Annotated in this window: 19 protein-coding genes; 11 read left to right on the forward strand and 8 right to left on the reverse strand. The window is 65.7% G+C overall.

The genetic code is table 11. The features are described 5' to 3' along the window. Positions 1-195 precede the first annotated feature (195 nt). On the forward strand, positions 196-1191 hold the full coding sequence (locus F8O07_RS07470) for a hypothetical protein (protein ID WP_158031446.1): 996 nt from the start codon (positions 196-198) through the stop codon (positions 1189-1191). Positions 1192-1232: 41 nt separating this feature from the next. Here the strand turns inward: F8O07_RS07470 and sucB are convergent, their stop codons facing one another. Both sucB and lpdA read right to left on the reverse strand, forming a co-directional pair. Further along, a complete protein-coding gene (sucB, locus tag F8O07_RS07475) occupies positions 1233-2996 on the reverse strand; it encodes a 2-oxoglutarate dehydrogenase, E2 component, dihydrolipoamide succinyltransferase (protein WP_158031447.1) in 1764 nt (587 codons plus the stop codon). Positions 2997-3031: 35 nt separating this feature from the next. Then, a complete protein-coding gene (gene lpdA, locus F8O07_RS07480) occupies positions 3032-4405 on the reverse strand; it encodes a dihydrolipoyl dehydrogenase (protein WP_158031448.1) in 1374 nt (457 codons plus the stop codon). A 226-nt stretch (positions 4406-4631) separates the two neighbouring features. Between lpdA and F8O07_RS07485 the strand changes: the two genes are divergently transcribed. Further along, positions 4632-5579 (forward strand): proteasome assembly chaperone family protein, encoded by a 948-nt coding sequence (locus tag F8O07_RS07485; RefSeq protein WP_158031449.1) that lies wholly within the window; start codon positions 4632-4634, stop codon positions 5577-5579. A 51-nt stretch (positions 5580-5630) separates the two neighbouring features. Here the strand turns inward: F8O07_RS07485 and F8O07_RS07490 are convergent, their stop codons facing one another. Further along, the gene (locus tag F8O07_RS07490; protein ID WP_192496696.1) at positions 5631-6500 is read right to left on the reverse strand and encodes an SDR family NAD(P)-dependent oxidoreductase; all 870 of its coding nucleotides are present in this window, start codon (positions 6498-6500) and stop codon (positions 5631-5633) included. Positions 6501-6720: 220 nt separating this feature from the next. Between F8O07_RS07490 and F8O07_RS07495 the strand changes: the two genes are divergently transcribed. Both F8O07_RS07495 and F8O07_RS07500 read left to right on the forward strand, forming a co-directional pair. Next, positions 6721-8223, forward strand: a complete 1503-nt coding sequence (locus F8O07_RS07495) for an RNA polymerase sigma factor (RefSeq protein WP_158031451.1) — start codon at positions 6721-6723, stop codon at positions 8221-8223. 4 nt (positions 8224-8227) lie between these two features. Then, the gene (locus F8O07_RS07500) at positions 8228-10318 is read left to right on the forward strand and encodes a DNA gyrase/topoisomerase IV subunit B (protein ID WP_158031452.1); all 2091 of its coding nucleotides are present in this window, start codon (positions 8228-8230) and stop codon (positions 10316-10318) included. Positions 10319-10329: 11 nt separating this feature from the next. Here the strand turns inward: F8O07_RS07500 and F8O07_RS07505 are convergent, their stop codons facing one another. Then, positions 10330-12837, reverse strand: a complete 2508-nt coding sequence (locus F8O07_RS07505; RefSeq protein ID WP_158031453.1) for a DNA topoisomerase (ATP-hydrolyzing) subunit A — start codon at positions 12835-12837, stop codon at positions 10330-10332. Between the two features lie 68 nt (positions 12838-12905). On the opposite strand from F8O07_RS07505, the gene F8O07_RS07510 reads away from it, so the two are divergent. Further along, entirely contained in the window at positions 12906-14054 is a 1149-nt protein-coding gene (locus tag F8O07_RS07510; RefSeq protein ID WP_192496698.1) for an alkaline phosphatase family protein, read from the forward strand. Between the two features lie 29 nt (positions 14055-14083). Here F8O07_RS07510 and sepH read toward each other — a convergent pair whose 3' ends face one another. Further along, on the reverse strand, positions 14084-15310 hold the full coding sequence (gene sepH / locus F8O07_RS07515) for a septation protein SepH (protein WP_192496699.1): 1227 nt from the start codon (positions 15308-15310) through the stop codon (positions 14084-14086). A 160-nt stretch (positions 15311-15470) separates the two neighbouring features. Here sepH and F8O07_RS07520 point away from each other — a divergent pair, with 160 nt between their 5' ends. Continuing rightward, positions 15471-15761, forward strand: a complete 291-nt coding sequence (locus F8O07_RS07520; RefSeq protein ID WP_158031456.1) for a DUF4193 family protein — start codon at positions 15471-15473, stop codon at positions 15759-15761. Here the strand turns inward: F8O07_RS07520 and F8O07_RS07525 are convergent. Beyond that, positions 15716-16189, reverse strand: coding sequence for a DUF3093 domain-containing protein (locus F8O07_RS07525; protein WP_158031457.1), 474 nt, complete (start codon positions 16187-16189; stop codon positions 15716-15718). The genes F8O07_RS07520 and F8O07_RS07525 overlap by 46 nt on opposite strands. Before the next feature lie 58 nt (positions 16190-16247). Here F8O07_RS07525 and dut point away from each other — a divergent pair, with 58 nt between their 5' ends. The 5 genes from dut (at position 16248) to dxs (ending at position 23110) form a co-directional block, all read left to right on the forward strand. Then, positions 16248-16676 carry a dUTP diphosphatase gene (dut, locus tag F8O07_RS07530; RefSeq protein ID WP_158031458.1) on the forward strand — a complete coding sequence of 143 codons (429 nt, stop codon included), beginning with the start codon at positions 16248-16250 and terminating at the stop codon, positions 16674-16676. 47 nt (positions 16677-16723) lie between these two features. Continuing rightward, positions 16724-17449: a DUF3710 domain-containing protein gene (locus F8O07_RS07535; RefSeq protein ID WP_158031459.1), complete on the forward strand. Its 726-nt coding sequence runs from the start codon at positions 16724-16726 to the stop codon at positions 17447-17449. Continuing rightward, a complete protein-coding gene (locus F8O07_RS07540) occupies positions 17442-18131 on the forward strand; it encodes a DUF3159 domain-containing protein (RefSeq protein WP_158031460.1) in 690 nt (229 codons plus the stop codon). The genes F8O07_RS07535 and F8O07_RS07540 overlap by 8 nt, the downstream gene beginning before the upstream one ends. Before the next feature lie 90 nt (positions 18132-18221). Further along, a complete protein-coding gene (acnA, locus tag F8O07_RS07545; protein WP_158031461.1) occupies positions 18222-20906 on the forward strand; it encodes an aconitate hydratase AcnA in 2685 nt (894 codons plus the stop codon). A gap of 161 nt (positions 20907-21067) precedes the next feature. After that, on the forward strand, positions 21068-23110 hold the full coding sequence (dxs, locus tag F8O07_RS07550) for a 1-deoxy-D-xylulose-5-phosphate synthase (RefSeq protein WP_158031462.1): 2043 nt from the start codon (positions 21068-21070) through the stop codon (positions 23108-23110). A 23-nt stretch (positions 23111-23133) separates the two neighbouring features. Here the strand turns inward: dxs and F8O07_RS07555 are convergent, their stop codons facing one another. Both F8O07_RS07555 and F8O07_RS07560 read right to left on the reverse strand, forming a co-directional pair. Then, positions 23134-24354, reverse strand: coding sequence for an HRDC domain-containing protein (locus F8O07_RS07555; protein WP_225733220.1), 1221 nt, complete (start codon positions 24352-24354; stop codon positions 23134-23136). Positions 24355-24374: 20 nt separating this feature from the next. After that, complete coding sequence (locus F8O07_RS07560; protein WP_158031463.1) at positions 24375-24974, reverse strand: DUF3000 family protein; 600 nt, start codon at positions 24972-24974, stop codon at positions 24375-24377. Positions 24975-25031 lie beyond the last annotated feature (57 nt).

The following is a 25031-nucleotide window of genomic DNA, read 5'->3' on the forward strand; positions in this document are numbered from 1 at the left end:
ATTGCCATCACGCAATACCGCGAATCCGGTCTCTGCACAGCCCGACGTCGTCGTCATCTGGATGCACATGCCCACGCGGAAGGTGCCGCGGGAACTGCGATCGGTGTGAAGTGGGGGCATGCCATTCGTCACAGTTCCTGCGCACCGCTCGTCCTCTGCCTGGTGGCGCTCCGAGTCTGCCTTGGGCAGGTCACGATGAACGTGGCGCACGCCCCGGAGATCATGGTTGCCCCCGGTTCGGCGCAGCATCAGGTCTATGGGTTTCTGCGTCATCCTCATCTGCGCAGCGCTGAGGCGGTGAGCACGCACGGCACACCTGTGGCGAGAGACCGGCACCCACTGATAAAGCCTGATCGCGCCGAAGGAGTCCTGCTCCTGCTCTCATCGACTGTTGGGACGCTGAACGAAGTCCTGACGAGACGGCCGCTGCAGTCCGCACATCTGTTCCACATCGCTCTCGCAGTGCTCAGCGCCCTGCACTATCTGGCTCAGAACGGCTGGAGGTGTGCATCACTCGACGCCGACGATCTCGCAATCGACTCGGTCGGGCGCATTCGGCTGGACGCTCGCGACGCGCTGAGACCTGCAGGCTTCCGGCAGTTCGATTCGTCTGATCTCGCCCTGGTCAGAGCGCTCCTGACGCATCTTGCCGCGAGCTGTTCCGAGCGGCCCGACGCTCACGAGGCGGATGGCGAGCTGCAGCAGCTCTTCGACATGATCGAACTCGGCGTCCCGCTGCGTGAGGCCTTTCTGCGCAGCCGATGCCTCTCTCAGGCTCGACTGCTGCCGGTCGGTCGCACCGTCGAGGCTGCCGAGCTTCGCGTTCGACAGTCTCATCGCTCGAAGCCCGGAAGAAGGCGCAGGCTCCGCCGTCCGAAGACGGAGCAGGTCGCGAAGCAGGCGGGCGGGTCGGCGCCGAGGTCGGCGAAGCAGGCGCAGAAAGACCGTGCACGCCGTCGCGGGGCGGCTGGTCGGCTGGTCGGTCTCGCCACGCTGCTGGGCCGGCTCCAAACGCTGCTCGGTCGTTGTGACGCACAGCTGCAGCTCGGCGTGGACTGGTGCGAACGTCGTGCGCGGGCGGTCAGCGAGGATCTCTCCACCCAGCCGCTCCTTCTGCGACTCCTGACGCCAAAAGCAATGGCCACGGCTGTGGTAGCCGTGGCCATGCTCTTCGCGCTCTTCGCCCCCTGACAGTCAGGGAGCTTCAGTCGGGGTCTGGTTCCCGGTCAGGGTCAGATGCCGAGTGCTGACGAGAAGTCAGCCTGTTCGACGATTGCCTTGACCTCACCGAGGAACCGAGCGGCGTCTGCTCCGTCGATGATGCGGTGATCGTACGAGAGGCTCAGGTACGCCACCGAACGAATCGCGATGACGTCTTGACCGTCGACGGTCAGCACGCGCGGCTGCTTGGTGACGGCACCGGTCCCGAGGATCGCTGACTGCGGCAGCGAGAAGATCGGGGTGTCGAGCAGCGAACCGCGTGAGCCGGTGTTCGTAATGGTGAACGTTCCGCCGACGACGTCATCAGGCTTCAGTGAGCCGACGCGTGAGCGCTCGGCGACCTCTGCGATGCTCTTCGCCAAGTCAGCGAGGCTCTGCTTGCCTGCGTCGTGCACGACTGGCGCGTAGAGACCTTTCTCGGTGTCGACGGCGAACGCGATGTTCTCGCGATCGTGGTACACCACTTCGTCACCGTCGATCGACGCGTTGACAGCGGGGTGAGCCGGCAGCGCCTGAGCCACGGCGTATGCGAAGAACGGGAGGTACGACAGCTTCTGTCCGGTCTTCTGCTGGAACTCAGCCTTGTGCTGCTGCCGGAACGAGGCGACAGCAGTCAGGTCGACCTCGACCACCGAGGTGAGCTGTGCCGCGGTCTGCATCGAATGCACCAGGTTGCGGGCGAGCACCTGGCGCAGACGTGACAGCGGGACGCGCTGACCGCGAAGGTCTGAAGGCTTCGGCAGCTCATAGCCGCGCTTCGGCTCAGGAGCAGACGAGGCCGCAGCCGTCGAGGCGGGTGAGGGCTGAGTGGCCTGGGCCGCCTGCGCGTTGAGCACGTCCTCCTTGCGGATGCGTCCGCCGACGCCGGTTCCGGTGACCTGGTCGAGGTCGATGCCGAGACGCGATGCGAGCTTGCGCACGATAGGGGTCACATAGGCGTGTCCGCTGAGCGCGGCGACCTGACCGCTGCGACGCTCTGCCGAGCTCTGCTCTGCGGCCGGAGCCGGCGAAGCAGGCTCGGTCTCAGTCGCGGCTGCAGGCGCCGACTCCGGCTGGGTCGCGGCGGACGAGGTGGCTGGCTCGGGCTGCGGAGCAGGTGCCGCTTCCTGTGCAGGTGCCGCTTCCGGAGCCGGTGCGGCTTCGGCCGCAGCAGGCTCAGCGGCCGGAGCGGCACCGTCACCGACGACTGCAAGCACGGCGCCAACCTCGACGGTCTCGTCTTCCTGTACGAGAATCTGCTGCAGTGTGCCTGAGATGGGGGAGGGTACCTCGGTGTCGACCTTGTCCGTCGACACCTCCAGCAGCGGCTCGTCTTCGTCTACGTGGTCGCCGACCTGCTTCAGCCAGCGGGTGACGGTGCCCTCGGTGACCGACTCGCCCAGAGCCGGAAGCACGATCTGCTCGCCTGTGGCAGACGCACCTGCAGCAGGCGCAGCGGCGGAGGCTTCCGCTTGTGCGGGTGCGGCGGCGGGCGCTTCGGGAGCGGACTCAGGCTGCGCGGGTGCGGCTTCTGTCTGCGCAGGAGCCTCAGCCGCTGGCCCGTCACCGACGACTGCAAGCACGGCGCCGACCTCGACGGTCTCGTCCTCCTGCACAAGAATCTGCTGCAGTGTGCCTGAGATGGGGGAGGGTACCTCGGTGTCGACCTTGTCCGTCGACACCTCCAGCAGCGGCTCGTCCACCTCGACGTGGTCGCCGACCTGCTTCAGCCAGCGGGTGACGGTGCCCTCGGTGACCGACTCGCCCAGAGCCGGAAGTACGATCTGCTCACTCATATGTGGTGTCTCCTTGTTGGTTCTGGTCGATCAGTCTAGATGGCGTGGAGTGGTTTGCCGGCCAGGTACAGGGCGGCTTCGCCGATGGTCTCAGTCTGCGTGGGGTGCGCATGGATGAGCTGGGCGACGTCTTCAGGGTAGGCCTCCCAGTTGACGATGAGCTGCGCCTCGCCGACCAGTTCGCCGAGCCGGCCGCCGATGCCGTGAACGCCCACGATCGGCCCGTCGACGCGGCGCACGAGCTTCACGAAGCCGCCTGTGCCGAGAATCGAGCTCTTCGCATTGCCTGCGAGGTTGTATTCGTAGGCGCTGACCTGGTCGTCGCCGAACTCCGCCTTGGCCTTCGCCTCGGTCAGACCGACAGAGAAGACCTGAGGCTCGCAATAGGTGACCTTCGGCACGTTGACGTCTGCGACCGGAACTGGGTCGAGACCCGCGATCTGCTCGGCGACGAAGATGCCCTGCTGGTACGCGCGATGGGCGAGCTGCAGGCCCGGAACGATGTCACCGACGGCGTAGACGCCGGGAACGCTCGTCTGCAGCGTCTCGTCGACTGGCACGAAGCCACGATCGAGGGTGACCCCGACCTCTTCGAAGCCCATGTTCTGAGTGACGGGGCCGCGTCCGACGGCGACGAGCAGATAGTCAGCGTCGAGTGAGGTGCCGTCTTCGAGGGTGACTGTGACGCCAGTGGTCGTCTGAGCGGCCTGTTTGAAGCGCACGCCGAGGTGCTGCTTGATGCCACGCTGCTTGTAGACGCGCTCCAGGTACTTGCTGATCGACAGCTCTTCGTTGGGCACCAGATGGTCGAAGCCTTCGACGATCGTGACGTCGGCACCCCAAGAGTTCCACACGCTTGCGAACTCCACGCCGATCACGCCGCCACCGAGCACGATGACGCGCTTGGGGATCTCGGTGAGCTCCAGCGCCTGTTCTGACGTGATGATGCGCCCGCCGATCTCGAGACCGGGAAGCGACTTCGAGTACGACCCCGTGGCCAGCACGACATTCTTGCCCCGATAGGTCTCAGAGCCGACCGTGACCGTGTGCGCATCGGTCAGGCGCCCCTCGCCGGCGACGACTTCGACGCCTCGAGCCTTGACCAGCCCCTGCAGGCCCTTGAACTTGGACGAGATGATGCCCGCGCGAAACGAGTTGACGCCTTGGATGTCGACGCCCTGCAGTGCGGCCTCGATGCCGTACTTGCCAGCGGTGCGCACTTCGTCGGCGATCTCGGCCGTGTGCAGCAGTGCCTTCGTCGGCACGCAGCCACGGTGCAGACAGGTGCCGCCGAGCTTGTCTTTCTCGATGAGAGCAACGGTGCTGCCCAGTTCGCGTGCCCGCAGCGCAGCGGCGTAACCGCCACTGCCGCCGCCGAGAACCACGAGGTCAAATTCATGCTCAGACAAGTTTCGCTCCTTGCGTTCCGCAGTGTTGAGGGGGGAGGCACTCCGCTTCCTGCATCGAGCCTACTACGAGCGCCATGACTGTCAGGACATGACGCAGCCGCACGGCCGGTCGTATTCGATACCGAGTCGAGAAGTGACTCCCACCGCATCCGGCCGTATGATTTCGTGCGCTGCGGGCGAACACCCGACCGGCCGATCAGCGCCCGTCAACCGGTAGAATCGCCGCATGTCTTTCCGTCATCCCCTCTATACGCTGCGCGCCCAGTTGCAGGATCTGCCCCGCGGCATCCCGCTCGTCGCCGCGTTGAAGGGGTATGCCGATGCCGGCTCGGTCGTCGAAGTGTTCACCGAGAACCTGATGTCTCGCCTGCAGCCTGAGACGATCGTGGAATTCGATCCCGACGATCTGCTCGACTACCGGTCACGACGACCGGTCGCCCAGCTGGTGGTCGACCACATCACCGAGATCACTGTGCCGTCGCTCACACTGGAGCTCGTACACGACCAGACGGGCGCGCCTTTCTATCTGCTGCGAGGCTTCGAGCCCGACTTCCGCTGGCTGGCCTTCCTCGACGACTTGGTGGCGCTGCTCGACGACCTCGAGGTCTCAGAGGTCACCTGGGTGCATTCGATTCCCATGCCGGTTCCGCACACGAGGCCGATCGGCACCGCTGTTTCGGGCACTCGGCGCGACATGATCGATCAGTTCGGCGTCTGGCAGCCCACCACGACGATGCCCGCCAGCGTGCTGCACATGCTCGAGAACCGTCTGAGCGAAGCCGGCTACGAGGTGACCGGCTTCGTCATGCTGACACCGCACTACCTCGCCGAGACCGAGTGCCCGCCAGCAGCGGTGGCCGCGACAGAGCGCGTCGCCGTGGCCACGGGGCTCGCACTGCCCACGGACGAGCTGCGCGACCAGGCGAAGGAGTTTCTCACGAAGCTCGACGAGCAGGTGAGCGAGAGCGACGAATTGCAGACCATGGTGCAGAACCTCGAAGAACGTCACGACGAGTATCTCGCCTCACGCGCACCGACCCTCGATCAGACCGATGTGCCCAGCGCCGACGAGATCGGCGCCGAGTTCGAGAGCTTCCTCGCCAGGCACCAGGACAGCGGCAAGCGCTCGAACGACGGCGACGGCTCTGACAACGGCCTGCCGCCGATCGTCTGATATCACCGATCACGCATATCAACGGTCATCAAGTCGCAGAGCGACTCACGACTACCACGTCACGCGGGTGAGCTGGTCGGAGATTCGCCACAGACGCTTGGCCTCGGTCTGCTCTTCGGGCAGCTGCAGCCCCGTCACCCGGACTGGATAGCCTGAGTGATCGGCAGCGACTGCAGGTGCGAACAGCTCGCCGCCATTGCCATGATCGTCGATGACCAACTGGGCAGCCGCCTCGCCGGCGATCTGGTCGAGCGATGGGCCGAAGCGGCGCAGCGGATGCGTCAGTCGGTTCGCGAGCAACGGCTCACGCTGCAGCGCGACCGACCGTACCCCATGCGGGTACTGGCGCGCGCGGGTGCTGCGGCATCGCCGATCGAGCTCACGGGCGAAGAGCAGTTGTGCTCGCTTGCTCTGCGCGAAGGCTCGCGAACCCTTGTAGCCGTTGTCGAAGCGCAGATCATGGAAGCGGATGCTGGTCGAACGGTAGCGTGCCGACGTGAGTGAGACGACCTTGGCCTGCTGAGCCGCTCCGGGCAGCAGTAGACCGGTCAGAGCGAAATGGCCGAGGAAGTTCACGCCGAAGTTCCACTCGAAGCCGTCTTCGGTCAGCACGCGCCGGCCGATTCCGGAGACCTCGGCGAGATTCAGCAGTGCGCTCCAGGGGTCGTGGCTGACCAGATACTCTGCGGCCGCCTCTTTGATCTCGCTGATCGAAGCCAGATCGAACTCGAGCACATCGACCTGGGCGTTGGGCTTCTGTTCGCGGATCTCGTCGGCGACGCGGTCAAGTCGTGTCTTCGACCGGCCCGCGAGGGTCACCGCGAGGCCTGCTTCGGCGAGTGCCGCTGCGGCGCTGCGCCCCACGCCGGCGTCAGCACCGGTGATGAGTGCTGTGGCAGGCTGGGCGGTCTTCGAGGTCACGTCGTCGATTGTACCCACGACCTGCGACGCGCCGCCCCGATCGCACCCCGGTTTCGAATCACGAAAGCATCACGATTCTCTTCGAGCGGCCCGGCAATAAGTCGGGAATAGCGGCACTCGGCGCGATGTTGTACACAATCGGCGGGGATACATGCCTGCTGGCCAACCCGTGCGATAATGGGTTGTTCGAGTGCGCGTTGATCAGGAAGGTTCGAAGCCAGTGGCTGAGAAGAAGAGTGCGTCCACGGCCCCAGCGGCCGACGAGAAACAGACGACGGCCAAGAAGGCCGCTGCCAGAAAGACGAGCACTGCTTCAGCGTCTGCGACCACCGGAGCGAAACGCTCCACAGCGAAGAAGACGACACGGGCGAAGGCCTCCACGACGAAGGCTGCGACAGCCAAGACCGGCGGCAGCAAGTCCCGCAGCACGAAGACCGAGCCCAGCCGGGCCACGGCCGCCAAGTCCGGCACCGCCAAGACGACGGCGAAGAAGACCACCGCAAAGGCTGCCGCGACAGAGCCCGCCGCAAAGACCTCCGCACGACAGACGGCGGCCAAGAAGAAGGCCCCAAGCAGAGCCAAGGCCGATGCGGCCAAGGCGACCGCAGCATCCGCTGACGCTGTGACGACGAGCGGAGAGTCAAGCGTCGACACGAAGACTGCGGCCGGCAGCGCCACAGTCGATCACGAGGCCGCCCCAGCCAAGTCGAAGCCCTCGAACCTGCCGAGCGGGGGCTACGTGCTCTCGATGAAAGAAGAGGAAGAAGTCCCGTCGATCTCGACCGCGATCACCGGCGCGACCGTCGACCCGGTCAAGGACTACCTCAAGCAGATCGGCAAGGTCGCGCTGCTCAACGCCGTGCAAGAGGTTCAGCTGGCCAAGCGCATTGAGGCTGGCCTCTACGCACAGGAGCTTCTGCGCCGCGACGAGGCCGGCGAGCTCAAGAAGCACTACAGCCCGGCTGAACGCCGCGAGCTCAAATGGGTGTCACGCGATGGCACCAAGGCGAAGAACCACCTGTTGGGCGCCAACCTGCGCCTGGTCGTCAGCCTCGCCAAACGCTACACCGGTCGCGGCATGCAGTTCCTCGACCTCATCCAAGAGGGCAACCTCGGCCTGATCCGTGCCGTCGAGAAGTTCGACTTCACCAAGGGTTTCAAGTTCTCGACCTACGCCACTTGGTGGATTCGTCAGGCCATCACTCGAGCCATGGCCGACCAGGCACGCACCATCCGCATTCCCGTGCACATGGTCGAGGTCATCAACAAGCTGGCCCGCGTGCAGCGCCAGATGCTGCAGGATCTCGGCCGCGAGCCCACGCCCGAAGAGCTCGCCGAAGAGCTCGACATGACGCCTGAGAAAGTGGTCGAGGTACAGAAGTACGGCCGCGAGCCCATCTCGCTGCACACCCCTCTGGGCGAAGACGGCGACTCCGAGTTCGGTGACCTGATCGAAGACACCGATGCCGTCGTGCCGGCTGACGCCGTGGGCTTCACAATGCTGCAGCAGCAGCTCGAGAGCCTGCTCGACTCGCTGAGCGAGCGCGAGGCGGGCGTCATCCGCATGCGCTTCGGCCTGGGCGACGGGATGCCCAAGACTCTCGACCAGATCGGCGACACCTTCGGCGTCACCCGCGAGCGCATTCGCCAGATCGAGTCGAAGACCATGGCCAAGCTGCGCCACCCGTCGCGTTCGCAGGCCCTGCGCGACTACCTGGAGTAAAGCGGTGGCGGCGGCAGACTACTCGGCCAGTCAGCTCTCAGTTCTCGAAGGTCTCGAGGCCGTTCGCAAGCGGCCCGGCATGTACATCGGCTCGACCGATTCACGCGGGCTCATGCACTGTCTCTGGGAGATCATCGACAATTCGGTCGACGAGGCGCTCGGCGGGTTCGGCGAGTCGATCGAGATCGTCGTCCACGACGACGAGAGCATCGAGGTTCGCGACCACGGTCGCGGCATCCCGGTCGACATCGAGCCCAAGACCGGGCTCAGCGGCGTCGAGGTCGTGCTCACGAAGCTGCATGCCGGCGGCAAGTTCGGGGGTGGGTCATACGCCAGCTCCGGGGGTCTGCATGGCGTGGGCGCCTCGGTGGTCAACGCGCTGAGCGAACGTCTCGATGTGCAGGTCGATCGCGACGGCAAGACCTGGCAGCTCTCGTTTCATCGGGGCACGCCCGGCTTCTTCGACGATGCTCAGGGCATCGGCCCGAAGTCGCCGTTCACGCCGTTGGCGGATGCCGCATCGGATGATCGGCTGCGTGTCGTCGGCAAGGTGCGCAAGGCTGTCACCGGCACGCGAATTCGGTATTGGGCAGACCCGCAGATCTTCACGAAGGGGTCGCGATTCAGTCTCGCAGACCTCGAGGATCGGGCCCGGCAGACGGCGTTTCTGGTGCCCGGACTCGAGCTGGCGCTGAACGACGAACGCAGCGAGGAGGTCGCCGAGGAGCGCTTCCGCTTCGACGGCGGCATCAGCGAGTTCGTCGACTACCTCGGTGCCGACACGGCGGTGACCGACACCTGGCGCATCGAGGGCGACGGCGACTTCACCGAGACGGTTCCCGTGCTCGGCGACGGCGGAGAGATGATCGACACCGAAGTCGAGCGCACCTGTCACGTCGACGTGGCGCTGCGGTGGGGAACCGGCTACGACACGACGGTCAAGTCGTTCGTGAACATCATCGCGACGCCCAAGGGGGGCACCCACCAGACCGGCTTCGAGCAGGCGCTGCTGAAGACGCTGCGCGCACAGGTCGCCACGAACTCGCGCCGTCTCAAAGCGGGCACTGACAAGGTCGAGAAAGACGACGTGCTCGCGGGGCTGACCGCAGTGGTGACCGTGCGGGTTCCGGAGCCTCAGTTCGAGGGTCAGACCAAAGAGGTGCTGGGAACTCCTGCCGTACGCCAGATCGTCAGCCGCATCGTCTCAAAGGGGCTGACCGAGCGGTTCACCTCGAAGAAGCGCGACGACAAGGCGCAGTCCTACCTGCTGCTCGAGAAGGTCGTCGCAGAGATGAAGTCGCGCGTCTCGGCGCGCACCCACAAAGAGACGCTGCGCCGCAAGAACGCGTTGGAGTCGTCGAGCCTGCCTGCCAAGCTGGTCGACTGCCGATCGAACGAGTCGAATCAGACCGAGCTCTTCATCGTCGAGGGCGACTCGGCGCTGGGCACTGCGAAGATGGCACGCAACAGCGAGTTCCAGGCGCTGCTGCCGATCAGAGGCAAGATACTGAACGTGCAGAAGGCCAGCGTCGCCGAGATGCTGAACAACGCCGAGTGCGCCAATATCATCCAGGTGGTCGGCGCAGGTTCCGGACGAACCTTCGACCCGGAGCAGGCTCGCTACGAACGCATCATCATGATGAGCGACGCCGACGTCGACGGCGCACACATCCGCACCCTGCTGCTCACGCTCTTCTTCCGCTACATGCGCCCGATGGTCGAGGCGGGACGCGTCTTCGCCGCAGTGCCGCCCCTGCATCGCCTCGTGGTGCCGCGCAGGGGTAAGCGTCCGGCTGAGACGATCTACACATATTCCGAAGACGAGCTGCACGAGAAGATCGCGATGCTGCGCAGGCAGGGTCGCACCTACAAAGAGCCAATTCAGCGGTACAAAGGCCTGGGCGAGATGGACGCCGATCAGCTCGCCGAGACGACGATGGACCCACAGCATCGCCTGCTGCGGCGCGTCAAGCTGAGCGACCTGCATGCCGCCGAGGGCGTCTTCAACGTGCTGATGGGCTCAGAGGTGAATCCTCGCCGCGAATTCATCATGGATGCCAGCGGCGAGATCGATCGCGCGAGCATCGACGCCTGAGTCGGCACCTGTCAGCAGTGCCCGCCGACGGTGAGCACCGGGGCGGTCAGCACTTCGCCGGACGCGTCTCTGCGAACGAGAGTGAGGGGCAGCTCGACGGCGGCGCCTTTCGCACCTGAGGCCAGAGGAACGCCGGCCCCCACCCAGGCACGTGCGAGCTGGTCTTCGCCTTTGAGCATCCTCTGTGCCCGCACCCCGCCGGTGCCACGCCCTTTGGCCGGGAACTCGCTGAACGGCGAGATCTTGGCCGACCCGGGCACGATGTCGGCGAATGCGGTCGAATCGTTGGCGATGGTCAGCACAGTGGCCTGCCCGGCAGTGATCACCGCCTTCGGAACGACGCCGAACCACAGAATCTCATCGTCGGCGCCCAGTCGCATGCCGGCCATTCCCTGTGCACTGCGCCCCTGAGGGCGCACGCTGCTCGCGACGAAGTGCAGCAGCTGAGCCTGACGCGAGACGAAGACGAGTTCGTCATCGTCAGCAGCCGGTGCCGCACCGACGATGCGGTCGCCCTTCTTGAGTGCGATGATCTCCCAGTCGGGTTTGTCAGGCACGTCTCGCTGCACACGCTTGACCACACCAGAGGCGGTGCCGACGGCCAGCGGACGCGAATCGTCGAGAGACACCACCGTCACGACGCGTTCGCCCTTCTCGAGGGTCACGAGCGTCTCTGGGCGCACACCGCCGGAGAACTGCACGAGGCCAGGAGCACCGGCGGGGATGCCCAGCACCGACGCTCGAAGCATGCGGCCTCGGTCGGTGACGACGCCGAGCTCGGAGCGTGTGGTGGTCTCGAGTCGTGCCGCCAGGCCGTCTGATCTGCGCCGGCTGCCGCCGTCGAGCTGGTCTCCGACCTGGAGTGCGGGCTCGGCCACGATCTCAGGCTCAGCCGTCGGCTGCGCCTCGGCAGCAGCGTCGTCGCCCTGCACGTCTCCGAGCGACTGGCGCACCAGCTTGCCATTCGCGCCCAGCAGCACTGCACAGGGCTCGTCAGGAATCTCAAGAGGCACGTCGGCAGCCACTGTGCGGGCGTCTTCGGTCAGCAGCACGGTGCGGCGCGGCTGGGTGAGCACCTTGGCGACCTCGTCGAGTTCGCGAGCCACTTGGTCGCGCAGTCGACGTTCGCTGCCCAGCAGCTCGCTGAGCTTCTCGATGCGTCGCAGCAGGTCGTCTCGCTCGGCCTCGAGCTCGATCTGGCTGAACTTCGTCAGGCGGCGCAGCCGCAGTTCGAGGATGTAATCGGCCTGAGGCTGGCTGAGGTCGAAGACGCTCATCAGTCGGGCGCGGGCCGTCTCGGTGTCGTCACTGGAGCGGATCAGAGCGATGACCTCGTCGATGTCGACGATCGCGATCAGCAGGCCTTCGACGAGATGCAGACGTTCCTGCGCCCGGTCGAGACGATGCTGGCTGCGCCGTCGCACGACCTCGATGCGGTGCGCGTTGTAGACGCCGAGCAGCTCGACGAGCCCGACGGTGCGTGGTCGACCGTCGATCAGCACGACGTTGTTGATGCCGAAGTTCGTCTCAAGCGGCGTGTGCCGGTAGAGCGACGAGAGCACGGCCTCGGGTGAGAACCCGGTCTTGACGTCGATAATCAGGCGCAGGCCGTTGTTGCGATCGGTGAGATCGTGCACGTTCGAGATGCCTTGCAGCTTCTTCGCCGTCACACCGTCTTTGATCTTCTGAATGACCGACTCGGGGCCGACCATGTACGGCAGCTCGGTGATGACGATGCCCTGCCGACGCGCACTCACCCGCTCGATCGACGCCTTGGCACGCATGGTGAAGATGCCGCGGCCGCGTTCGTATGCGTCGTGCACGCCGTCGAGGCCGACGATGCTGCCGCCGCTCGGCAGATCGGGGCCGGGCAGCAGACGCATGAGGTCGTCGACGGTGGCATGCGGATGCCGAAGCAGATGCACAGCCGCCGCGATCGCCTCGCGAGGGTTGTGCGGTGCCATATTCGTCGCCATGCCGACTGCGATGCCGCTCGTTCCGTTGATCAGCAGGTTCGGGAAGGGCGCCGGAAGCACACTCGGCTGCTGCAGCTGGTTGTCGTAGTTGGGTACGAAGTCGACGACGTTCTCGTCGAGACTGTCGGTCATCAGCATCGCGGCGGCCGTCAGGCGCGCCTCGGTGTAGCGTGACGCCGCAGGGCCGTCGTCCAACGAGCCGAAGTTGCCGTGACCGTCGACCAGCGGCACCTCCATAGCGAAGTCACGCGAGAGTCGCACGAGCGCGTCGTAGATCGCGGAGTCGCCGTGAGGATGCAGCTTGCCCATCACCTCGCCGACCACACGAGCCGACTTCACATGACCCTTGTCGGGGGAGAGGCCCATCTCGCGCATCATGTAGAGGATGCGTCGTTGCACGGGCTTCAACCCGTCGCGAGCATCCGGCAGTGCGCGCGAGTGAATCACCGACATCGCGTACTCGACGTAGCTGCGCTGCATCTCTGTCGTGACGTCGATGTCTTCGATGCGCTGCTTCGGCTGATCGGTCGCGGTGCTGCTCATGGTCTCCAGTCTGCCTGCTCGGTCTGCACCGGCCTGGGGTCGTGCGCCTGCTGTGCGAGACTGTACCGGTGAATCGGATTCTACCCGCACCCACCGACAACACCGCGTTCATCGAAGACGTGGCGCGAGAAGGCCTCGAGGCCGTCTCGGGTCGGCGCACCCGCTCGACGCTCGACCTGCCCGCATGCGATCACTTCGCCGTCGTGCTCGTCGACGGGTTGGGCAGCCACAACCTTCAGGCCCGATCCGGGTACGCGCGCCACCTGCTGCAGGCCGACCGTCAGCATCCGCATCGCCCGCTCAGCGCGCGGCTGCCCACCACGACAGCTGCGTCGCTCACCTCGTTGGCGACCGGCCTCGCCCCGGCGCAGCACGGCATCGTCGGCTACAGCGTCTACGATCGCGACGCCGGGATCGTGCGCAATCAGCTGAGCGGCTGGGGCCCTGAGATGCGTCCAGAGGCCTGGCAGCCGCACTCGACCCTGTTCGAGCGGGCAAGCGGCGTCGACGTCGAGGCCTTCGCCATCGGCCCAGCCGAGTACGAGCACAGCGGCTTCAGCGCAGCGACCCTGCGTGGCGCGCGTTACGTCGCGGCCGACGATCTCGAAGACCGGTTCGCCGCCCTCGCCGACATCCGCCGACATGCGAAGCGGTCGCTCGTCCAGGTCTACGTGCCAGAGCTCGACAAGATCGGCCACCGCAGGGGCTGGGAGTCACCTCGTTGGTCAGAGATGCTCGAGCGGATCGACGCGGTGACGGCAGACGCCCGTCTCGAGCGCCACGGCTGGAGCACCGTGCTCACCGGCGACCACGGAATGCTCGACATCGACGAGGCCGACCACGTGCTGCTCGCCGAATGGTCGGGAGCCGAATCCATTCTGGCGACGGCAGGGGAGCCGCGCTGCGTGCAGCTGGTGCTGAAGGACGACACGGACCATCCCGCCGCAGCGCTCGACCTGCAGCGCCATCTGGACGACGTGGCCGGCGCCGGAGAGTTCGTCACGTGCACGCGTGCCGAGCTGTGTGACAGCGGGCTGCTCGGCCCATCGATGGATGCGATGGCTCGGCACCGGCTCGGAGACGTCGCAGCGATCGCGCTGGGAGACCACGCGGCGATCTATCGTGGGCTGCCGGCCGATGAGGCGTCACGGCGCATGGTGGGCCAGCACGGCGGCTTCAACAGGTGGGAGCGCGAGGTGCCTCTGATCCGCTGGTGAGCGAGGCGACGCGCCTGCGCCGCCCGAGACTACTTCTCGTCGTGCGGCTTGGTGCCGAACACGATCTCGTCCCAGCTCGGCAGACTCGGCCGACCCTTGCGCGGGGCGCCTGCGTCGGGAGCGGCAGCGGTGTGATCGGCCTGATCGTCGGACGGCGCGAAGGCGTCGGGCAACTGCTCTGGAACGACGTGCAGCCGCGTCTGCGGTGCCGGACGCAGCCCGGCCGTCTCTTCGACCTCGGGCTTCTTGTCGGCGTCGTGACGACGCCGCAGCGCCTGCAGCAGGTCTTCGGTCTCACTGTGCACTTTCGGGCGTTCGCCGCGAAGTCCGTCAGCAGCAGTGCGCCCGACGTGGTCCGTCGGCGCCACACGCTCCGACCGACCAAGTCGATCGCTGCGTCCCTCGCGGCTGAGTCGAGCCTGGACGTCGCTCGTGGAGTCATGCGCCGCCGCCGAATCGTCTGCCTCGGAGCGATCTTCATGCTGACCATGGCGGGTGCGTATGGCGTTCTCCCACAGCCGGGCGCCATCGGCGCGTGCAGTGGTCGGATCAGGGATCTGAGTCGATGACGATGCCGCAGCGGCAGCGTCGTCCTCCTCGCTGCTCTCGAGCGGAAAGGTGTCGACAGTCGTCGCCGCATCGACCAGGCGCAGCCGCACCGGTTTCACCGGCTCGAGATCCTGTGCGCTTGAGAGCTGATCGGCCTCTTCGTTCGCAGGGGTCAGCTGGCGACGGCGAGGATCGAAGAACCAGCGCGCGGCTCGATCGGCGTCATCAGCGGTGTACGCGACCTGAACGGTCCATCGGCCGTCGTCTTCGCGCCAGCTCGACCACATCGTGTGCTCGGCGCCGCGGTTGACCAGTCGGTGAGCGATGATGTGGCCGAAGGTCGACGTCTCTGCGCCCTCTTCGTTGAAGTGCAGCGGGACCTCTTGAGCCATGTCGACCATGTGCTCCAGCTCGGCGATCACAGGAGCCTCGAACTTGGCGATGTAGTCCGCCTCGACGCCGAAGTGATCGGCGACCTGTTCGCTGGTGAGCCCGGAGCGCAGCAGCTGCTGCACGTCACGCGGCGCCGGCAGCGCACTGCGCGGTGCTGCGGAGGGAAGGGCGCGTCGCACCCGAATCGCCTGTCTCAGCTCGGGCGTCACCGGTACGGCGAACTGCTCGCCCTGGGGATCGACCAGCAGCAGCCGATCGTCCTCGGTTCCGACGAATTTCAGCTCGCGCACCATGGCCTCCTCGCGGTCTCTCATCACTGTCCCTGACATCTTGCCACCTGCGCAGGCCGGAGGTCTGCAGGCTTGCCGTGTTTTCTGCGGCGTCGTGCCGGAGCCAAATCGAATCGCACGGTTTGCGAAACGTCAGACAATGATGCATGCTATCTGCGCCACAGCAAGCAGAACGGACACAGACATGGCCACAGACTACGACGCGCCTCGGCGCCAAGAGGACGAATCCGACTCGCTCGACGCGCTGAAGCAGAGCATCCCGTCGAAGCCGAAGACGACCGCCGACGACGAGAACGACACCAGCGAGTACGCGCTGGCCGACGGACCCGATCTGTCAGACGCCGAGCTCGACGTCGTCGTCCTGCCTCCGCAGGAGAACGAGTTCACCTGCGTGGAGTGCTTTCTGGTGAAGCACCGCACGCAGTTCGATCACGAGAGCTCGCTCGGGCCGGTCTGCAAAGACTGCGCCGCCTGAGCCAGCCGGATCTCGGCGGCCAGCTCGTCTGCATGCCGTGATCCGATCAGCCAGTACGGCGTCGGATCCTCGGGGTCGATCACTGGAATCCGGATGAGGTCCACCCCGCCTCTGAAGGCTACGAACGCGCGCATGTCGAGCTGCCCGCGAATCTGTTCGAGGGCTTCGTCTCCTCTGCGGTAGACAACGGGGTCGCCCAGAGCCGCGACCGGAATGCTCGCGCGACCGACCGTCAGGCGGTCGGAGGCCAGCGCGATCAGGGGAGAGGCCAGCCAGCTGATGGCGGCGAAGAGCACGAAGAGCACCGGGCCGACGATGAACCCGGTCACCGGGCTCACCTTGTAGAAGACCGTCGCGAAGGCGGGGATTATCAGCAGCAGCGCGATATAGGCCCCGCCATGAGGTCGCAGACGTTCTCGATAAATCATCAGTCACCGGTTCTTCATACGCTGACCCACACGCACACGGGCATGTAGGCTGGACACCGTGAATTCTAACGTCCAGGTGCTCTTCGCCGGAGCCGCCGCGCCCGTTTACGCACGTCCCGGAGACGCAGGAGCCGACCTCTGCTCCAACGAATCGGCGACCGTGCCCGCCAGACAGAGGGCAGTCATCGGCACCGGCCTTTCGATCGCTCTGCCCGAGGGCTGCGTCGGGCTGGTGCATCCCCGCAGCGGCCTCGCTCTGCACAGCGGAATCACAGTGCTTAACGCACCAGGCACCATTGATGCGGGCTATCGTGGCGAGATCAAGGTCATTCTGCTCAACACGTCAGACCAGGATTTCACCGTCAGACCGGGTGACCGCATCGCTCAGCTCGTCGTGCAGCGTTTCGAGCATGTGGAGTTCGTCGAGGTCGAGCGTCTGCCCGGCAGCGCAAGAGCCTCACAGGGTTTCGGCTCGACCGGCGTCTGAGCGCCCCGCTTCACCTCTTAGGCCATTTGAACTGAAAGGATCCGAACGTGTTCGGAAGAAAGTCACGTGCCGATCGGCACGACGACCAGCAGACCGCAGACGCAGTCGACACAGAAGATGCCGTGCGTGAGTCTGCCGAGAAGCAGAGCGCGGATGCGACAGACGAGTCGTCCGACGTGTCAGACGCTGACGAGCTCGTCGAGCCGAAAGAGCTGCTCGAAGGCCGTGACGCACAGGGTCCGTTCGACTTCGGTGAGTTCACCGCGTCTCAGCCGCTGATCGACTTCGGTTCGATCCTGCTGCCGCCTAGGCCAGGACTCACCATCCGCGTCGAGGTGGAAGAGCCCTCCAAGCGACCGGTGGCCGTCACATTCGAAGACGAGGGCACCCAGCTGCAGGTGCAGGCGTTCGCCGCGCCGCGCAGCGAAGGTCTGTGGCACGAAGTGCGCGAGCAGATCACCCAGCAGCTCGGTGCGCAGAAGGCCGCCCACCGTGAGTTCCAGGGAGAGCTCGGCCTCGAGGTGCACGCCGCGGTGCAGACGCCGGAGGGCACCCAGGTCGTGCGTTTTCTCGGTGTCGACGGTCCGCGCTGGTTCCTGCGCGGCGTCGTCTCCGGCGCAGGTCTCGACAACGAAGAGACCGCCGAACGTGTGAACGCGCTCTTCCGCTCCATCGTGGTGCGCCGCGGCTCCGAACCTCGTGCGCCGCGCGAGCTGCTGCCGCTGAGCCTGCCGCAGCAGAACGCCGCAGACTCCGTGCCTGCGAATGCGTGAGCTGCTCGATCAGGACACACTCGACGCGAAGACCGTTTGGGCGTCGCTCGGCGGCGTGCGAGGCCTGGCCGAGTCGGTGCTGCCCGGCATCGTCTTCATCCTGATTCAGACGATCACCCGACAGCTGGCGTGGGCGGTCGGCGCCAGCCTCGTGCTGGTGGCGGCCTTCGTGATCTGGCGTCTGGCCCGCCACGAGTCGCTGCAGTCGGCACTCTCCGGTCTTTTCGGCGTGGCGCTGGGGGCGGTGTTCGCTCTGGTCACCGGCCGCGCCTCAGAGAACTATCTTCCTGGTCTGATCATCAATGCGGTCAGCGCGTTGGCTCTGCTCGTCTCGCTGTTGGTGCGCCGGCCGCTGGTCGGTCTCGCCGTCGGTGCGCTGCGCGGGGATGCCTCGCTGGCGCACGAGAATCGGCTGCTGCTTCGGGCGGGCGCGCTGGCGACCGGAGTCTGGGCCGCCATCGCCGTGCTGCGTCTTGCCGTTCAGCTGCCGCTCTATCTGCAGTCGCGCGCCGACGACGACATCGTCGCGCTGGGCGTCGTGAAGCTCGCGATGGGGCTGCCTCTGCTCGCGGTCGGAGCACTGCTGACCTGGCTGCTGCTGCGGCCGGTCATCGTCGCCCTCGACGAGATCGCGCGTCGTGACGGCTCGACTGCCAACACGGATTCCGACGCACAACAGTGATCATCGACAATAAGTGAGGGCATCCTTACTGGAATTCGCACTGCGAATCGGATCATTCTAAAGAAGAATTTCAATGATGAGAGGGGCAGCATGTCCGTAAACAGTTTCGGTGCTCGCGACACACTGACCGTCGGCGGCCAGGACTACGAGATTTACCGGTTGGACAAAGTCCCCGGCCATGAGGTGCTGCCGTACAGCCTGAAGGTGTTGCTCGAAAACCTGCTGCGCACCGAAGACGGTGCCAACATCACTGCCGAACACATCAAGGCGCTCGGCAGCTGGGATCCCAATGCTCAGCCTGACACCGAGATCCAGTTCACCCCGGCTCGCGTGGTCATGCAGGACTTCACCGGCGTTCCCTGCATCGTCGATCTGACGACGATGCGTGAGGCCATGAAGAACCTGGGCGGCGACCCGACCAAAATCAACCCGCTTGCTCCCGCCGAGCTCGTGATCGACCACTCCGTCATCGTCGACGTCTTCGGTCAGTCAGACGCCGTGCAGCGCAACGTCGAGATCGAGTACGAGCGCAACGGCGAACGCTATCAGTTCCTGCGCTGGGGGCAGCAGGCATTCGACAACTTCAAGGTGGTTCCCCCGGGCACCGGCATCATCCACCAGGTGAACATCGAGTACCTCGCCCGCGTGGTGTTCGACAAGCATCTCGAAGACGGCACTGTTCAGGCCTACCCTGACACCTGCGTCGGCACGGACTCGCACACCACCATGGTGAACGGCATCGGCGTGCTGGGCTGGGGCGTCGGCGGCATCGAAGCCGAGGCGGCCATGCTGGGGCAGCCGGTCTCCATGCTCATTCCGCGTGTGGTGGGCTTCAAGCTGAGCGGCGAGATCCCCGCCGGCGTGACGGCGACTGACGTCGTTCTCACCATCACCGAGATGCTCCGCGAACACGGTGTGGTCGGCAAGTTCGTCGAGTTCTACGGCGAGGGAGTGGCCAGTGTGCCGCTCGCGAACCGCGCCACCATCGGCAACATGAGCCCCGAGTTCGGCTCGACTGCGGCGATCTTCCCGATCGATGACGTGACGCTCGACTATCTGCGCCTGACCGGTCGCAGCGATGAGCGCGTCGCCCTCGTCGAGGCCTACGCCAAAGAGCAGGGCCTCTGGCATGATCCGAAGCACGAGCCGCACTTCTCGGAGTACATGGAGCTCGACCTGTCGACCGTCGTGCCTTCGATCGCCGGCCCGAAGCGCCCTCAGGACCGCATCAAGCTGAGCGAGTCGAAGCAGTCGTTCGAGAAGACGCTGCCGACCTACGCCGGCGAGACGAGCGAGGCTCCGGTCGAGTACGCGGGTCAGAACTTCGATCTGAAGAACGGCGCCGTCGCGGTCGCTGCCATCACTTCGTGCACGAACACGTCGAACCCCTCGGTCATGATCGCCGCAGGCCTGGTCGCCAAGAAGGCGGTGGAGAAGGGCCTCAAGCAGAAGCCCTGGGTCAAGACGTCTCTGGCTCCCGGCTCGAAGGTCGTCACCGACTACTACGACAAGTCGGGGCTCACCCCGTACCTCGAGGGCGTCGGCTTCTACACCACCGGCTATGGCTGCACGGTCTGCATCGGCAACACCGGCCCGCTGCCCGAACCGATCAGCGAGGCGATCAACGAGAACGATCTGGCTGTGACCGCCGTGCTCTCAGGCAACCGCAACTTCGAGGGCCGCATCAGCCCCGACGTCAAGATGAACTACCTCGCCAGCCCGCCGCTGGTGATCGCCTACGCGCTGGCCGGCACGATGGACTTCGACTTCGAGACACAGCCGCTCGGCCAGGACGCCGACGGCAACGACGTGTACCTCAAAGACATCTGGCCGACGGCCGAAGAGGTGCAGCAGACGATCGATTCGTCGATCGACCGCGACATGTTCACATCGAAGTACGCCTCGGTCTTCGAGGGCGACGAGAAGTGGCGAGGTCTGCCCACTCCCGAAGGAAAGCTCTTCGAGTGGGACGACGACTCGACCTATGTGCGCAACCCCCCGTACTTCGACGGCATGTCGAAAGACCCGGAGCCGGTCGCGGACATCACGGGTGCTCGTGTGCTGGCGAAGCTCGGTGACTCGGTCACCACCGACCACATCTCGCCCGCAGGATCGATCAAGGCAGACACCCCGGCCGGCAAGTACCTGCTGAGCAAGGGCGTCGACCGCCGCAGCTTCAACTCGCTGGGCTCGCGTCGAGGCAACCACGAGGTGATGATCCGCGGCACGTTCGCGAACATCCGTCTCAAGAACCTGCTGCTCGACGGAGTCGAGGGTGGGTACACTCGCGACTTCACGCAGGAGGGCGGCCCGCAGTCGTTCATCTACGATGCCGCAGAGAACTATCAGAAGGCCCAGACCCCGCTGGTCGTGCTCGCAGGCAAGGAGTACGGCACGGGCTCCAGCCGTGACTGGGCTGCGAAGGGCACGCGCCTGCTGGGCGTCAAGGCGGTCATCGCCGAGAGCTTCGAACGCATCCACCGTTCGAACCTGATCGGCATGGGCGTCATCCCGTTGCAGTTCCCGGCAGGGGAGTCGTACGAGTCACTCGGCATCGACGGCACTGAGATCTTCTCTTTCTCGGGCATCGAACGCCTCAACGATGGCGAGACGCCGGCGACGGTCACGGTGACAGCGGCTCCCAGCGAGTTCTCTGCTGCGGGCAAAGAACCTGTGACATTCGAGGCCGTCGTTCGCATCGACACCCCTGGAGAGGCGAACTACTACCGCAACGGAGGCATCCTGCAGTACGTGCTGCGTCAGCTCGCTGCGTAGCCTGAACTGCACCGAAGCCCTGAACGTCACCGTCGAGGTGACACAGAGGCCTGAGGCGATTCCGACGAAAGGGCTCGCGCCACTCCAACCGAGTGGCGCGAGCCCTTTCGCACAGTCGCAGCACGTAGCATGAGTCAAAGCACTGAGAGGTCACCATCGGCATGGCAGAGCACAGCGACATCGGACGATCATCCTCGAACCCGGCTCACGAGGCGGGGCCGGACGCCTCCGCCGGTCTGCTCGCCGGCATCCACGGACCAAGCGACCTCGACCGGCTGTCGGCCGCACAGCTGCGCGATCTCGCCGACGAGATCCGTGCGTTTCTGATCACTTCCGTCGCACGCACCGGAGGCCATCTCGGGCCGAACCTCGGCGTCGTCGAGATCACCATCGCGCTCCACCGGGTCTTCGACTCGCCGCATGATCCCATCGTCTTCGACACCGGGCACCAGTCGTATGTGCACAAACTCCTCACCGGTCGCCACGACTTCGCGCATCTTCGCCAGCGGGGCGGTCTCGCGGGCTACCCGCAGCGCTCCGAGAGCCCGCACGACATCGTGGAGAGTTCGCACGCTTCGTCTTCTCTGTCTTGGGCTGACGGCATCTCACGCGCGCTCACGCTGCGCGGCGAGACGGATCGCACCGTTGTGGCAGTGATCGGCGACGGCGCTCTGACCGGCGGCATGGTCTGGGAGGCCATCAACAACATCTCAGATCAGAACGACCGCCATCTGGTGATCGTGGTCAATGACAACGGACGTTCCTACGCTCCGACGATCGGCGGCATGGCTCGCTACATGAACGAGCTGCGCACACATGGCGGATACGACCGCGCCTACAAGGCCAGCCGTCGATTCTTCTATCGCCTCGGACGGCCCGGCCGTTTTCTCTTCAACAGCGTGCGCGGCGGCCTCTACGGTCTGCTGCGGGCGCAGAGCGGCGAGGACTACGCCCTCTTCTCGAACCTGGACATCAAGTACATCGGCCCGGTCGACGGCCACGACATCGAGGCGATGGAGGTCGCCCTGCGTCAGGCGAAGCGCTTCGGCCACCCGGTCATCGTGCACGCGGTCACACAGAAAGGGCACGGCTACGAACCTGCACGGGCTGACAAGGCCGACCAGTTCCATGCGGTCGGTCGCATCGACCCCGACACAGGTCAGCCCATCTCGACGGTGAAGTCGATCACCTGGACGGCCGTCTTCTCAGACGAGATGCTCGAGCAGGCACGCCGACGTCCCGAGGTGGTCGGCATCACCGCAGCGATGCGACTGCCTGTCGGTCTCGACGCGATGGCGCAGGCCTTTCCCGATCGGGTCATCGACGTGGGCATCGCCGAAGAGCACGCGGTGGCCTCAGCGGCAGGTCTGGCGTTCGGCGGCGCGCACCCGGTCGTCGCGCTCTACGCGACCTTCCTCAATCGCGCCTTCGATCAGGTGCTCATGGACGTCGCTCTGCACCGCGCCGGCGTCACCTTCGTCCTTGACCGGGCAGGCGTGACCGGCCCCGACGGTGCGAGTCACAACGGGCAGTGGGATCTCTCGACGCTGCAGCTGGTGCCCGGCATCCGCATCGCCGCACCTCGCGACGCTGCGACCCTGCGCGAAGAGCTCGGCGAGGCCCTCGACGTCTCAGACGCTCCGACGGTGCTGCGATACCCAAAGGGCACTGTGAACGAGCCGCTGCCCGCTCTCAGCCGCTCGACGGACGGCATCGACGTGCTGTTTCGATCGACGAGCCGCGATGTGCTCATCGTCTCGATCGGCGCGATGGCTCCCGTCGCGCTCGACGTCGCTCGCCGGCTGCACGAACAGGGCATCGGTACAACCGTGATCGATCCTCGGTGGGTCGTGCCGGTGCCGCACACGGTGCTCACGCGGGCGGCCAGACATCGACTGGTCGTCACCATCGAAGACGGCCTGCGCACCGGAGGCATCGGCACCCGCATCCGTCAGGACATGCGTGATGCCGGCATCGACACGGGACTCACCGAGTTCGGCCTGCCTGACGAGTTCTTCCCGCACGCGACCCGCGACGAGCTGCTGCACGACTCGGGGCTCGACGCGGCGGCGATCACCGAGCAGGTCATCCAGATGGTTCTCGGCACGCGCGTGCCCAACGCTCGCGGAGCCCGCCATGACGGCTTTCCAGATGCCACCGACTTCGACGTCACCGATCACCGTGCGGCCTCCGACGGGCTCTGAGCCCGACTGATGCGATGTCGCGGCTACGCTGAGGCGGCCTCGCGGAAAGCCTCCGCGATCGGTGCCGCGGTGAGCTCGGTCTGCCAGGGCCGGGCACCGAGTTCTGCAAGACGTGTGGCGACTTCGGCCGCGTCGATCGGCTCCGAGGTCTCCCAAGCGAGTTCACGAAGCACTCGGGGCTGCAGCAGGTTCTCGACCGGCAGATCGTGAGCCTCGGCGATCTCGATCAGCGCCGACCTGGCTGTGCGCAGACGCTGATCGGCCTCCGGGTGCTGCCGAACCCAGGAGCGATGATGTGGCACGCCCTCGTGCGGCACGCGCACGCTGATGGGCTCTTGGCTGGCTCGCGCGCGCTGCACGGCCGCCCACCAGTGTCTCAGCTCGGAATGGGCGCCGCGCCCGTTGAACTCGCGCAGAGCCAGCAGCTCATGCTCGTTGCGCACTGCGTTGGTCGCCGCGGCCATGATGGCGCGATCGGGGATGAGCCGGTGCGGCGAGAGATCGCGCTGCCGCGCCAGCGCATCGCGTTCGTTCCAGAGCTCGCGCACGATGCGCAGCTGCCGCGGCGTGCGCGCAGCTGTGATCCCGCTGGTGCGACGCCAGGGCTCGCCCGGCTTCTGCCGCGGTTCGAAGTCCATCTCGGCGGCGAATTCCTGTCGAGCGATCTCGAGCTTTCCCTGATCGGTCAGAAGACGTTCGACCTCGTCTCGCAGCTCGACGAGATACTCGACGTCGAGAGCCGCGTAGGCGAGCCATTCCTCAGGCAGTGGGCGTCGTGACCAGTCGGCTGCCGAGTGCTCCTTCTTCAGATGGATGCCGAAGAGGTCGTCGAGCAGACCGCCGAGTCCGACGTGCGGCAGATTCAGCAGTCTCGCACCCAGCTCGGTGTCGAAGAGCGCGGCGGGAGAGAGCCCGAGCGCATGCAGCGAGGGCAGGTCTTGGGTCGCCGCGTGCAGCACCCATTCCTGTCGCCCGATGACGCTCTGCAGCTCGGCCATGGCCTCGCCGTCGAAGGCGACCGGGTCGAGCAGCACCGCTGGCTCGTCGCCGCGACGCATCTGCACCAGATAGGCGTTGTCGTGATAGCGGAAACCGCTCGCGCGTTCGGTGTCGAGAGCAAGCGGGCCGTCAGCTCCCTCGAGTCGGCGCATCGCCTCATCAAGCCCTCTGGGCGTCGCCACAACCGGTGGAATGCCGTCTGCCGGCTGCACGACGAGATGTGAGGGATGGTCTTCGACGTTCACAGTGTGGATGAGCCTTTCGCCTACGAGTGCGTGTCAGTGAGAGTGGGCAGAAGCACCGAGATCTCGCCCGGCACCGGGGGCAGGCTCGCCGCTTCGCTGATCAGATCGATCCAGGCGAGCAGGTGGGGAGTCACCGGCTGACCGACCTCAGCCGACCATGAGGCTCGCAGTTCGATCTCTGTGCCGTCGGTCTCGGTGCTCAGTGCCCCGAAACCGGAGTTGATCGTCTTGGTGACCGTGCCCGAGATGCTGTGATAGCGCGCATGCTGCTGATGGAGTCCGTCTTCGAGCCAGGACCAGACCACGCCCGCAACGAACGGATCAAGACCGAGATCGGCCTCGAGCGGCGCCTTGAGATAGGAGATCACGCGCAGTGTCGACCCCCAGCCCTCTGGCGGCTCTGGGTTGTGCAGCAGTACGAAGCGTGCGCTGGCGCGCGAATGCACGAAAGTCGATTTGGCGTCGACCTCGACGGCGAAGGCGACGGCCTCGGGTGCGATGTGCGACGGAGCGTCGATGCGTTCGAGCACGATGTCAGAGCGGTGACGCACAGCCGAGAGCTCGCGCAGGAGGTTTGCGAACTCCGGGCTCATCTCATCGTCTCTGCGCACTTCGGTCACGCAAGCAGACTAAAATGACCGAAGGCAGACTGGCGTCAGACTCGCCGCGCTGGAGAG

Source organism: Pseudoclavibacter sp. CFCC 13796 (assembly GCF_008831185.1).
Classification (GTDB): domain Bacteria; phylum Actinomycetota; class Actinomycetes; order Actinomycetales; family Microbacteriaceae; genus Pseudoclavibacter_A.

Coding starts and splice junctions, on each gene's coding strand:
- F8O07_RS07525 (WP_158031457.1), bottom strand. CDS start 16,189: ATGATTTATCGAGAACGTCTGCGACCTCATGGCGGGGCCTATATCGCG.
- F8O07_RS07505 (WP_158031453.1), bottom strand. CDS start 12,837: ATGAGCAGCACCGCGACCGATCAGCCGAAGCAGCGCATCGAAGACATC.
- F8O07_RS07470 (WP_158031446.1), top strand. CDS start 196: ATGAACGTGGCGCACGCCCCGGAGATCATGGTTGCCCCCGGTTCGGCG.
- F8O07_RS07485 (WP_158031449.1), top strand. CDS start 4,632: ATGTCTTTCCGTCATCCCCTCTATACGCTGCGCGCCCAGTTGCAGGAT.
- F8O07_RS07540 (WP_158031460.1), top strand. CDS start 17,442: ATGCGTGAGCTGCTCGATCAGGACACACTCGACGCGAAGACCGTTTGG.
- acnA (WP_158031461.1), top strand. CDS start 18,222: ATGTCCGTAAACAGTTTCGGTGCTCGCGACACACTGACCGTCGGCGGC.
- sepH (WP_192496699.1), bottom strand. CDS start 15,310: ATGAGAGACCGCGAGGAGGCCATGGTGCGCGAGCTGAAATTCGTCGGA.
- dxs (WP_158031462.1), top strand. CDS start 21,068: ATGGCAGAGCACAGCGACATCGGACGATCATCCTCGAACCCGGCTCAC.
- F8O07_RS07520 (WP_158031456.1), top strand. CDS start 15,471: ATGGCCACAGACTACGACGCGCCTCGGCGCCAAGAGGACGAATCCGAC.
- sucB (WP_158031447.1), bottom strand. CDS start 2,996: ATGAGTGAGCAGATCGTACTTCCGGCTCTGGGCGAGTCGGTCACCGAG.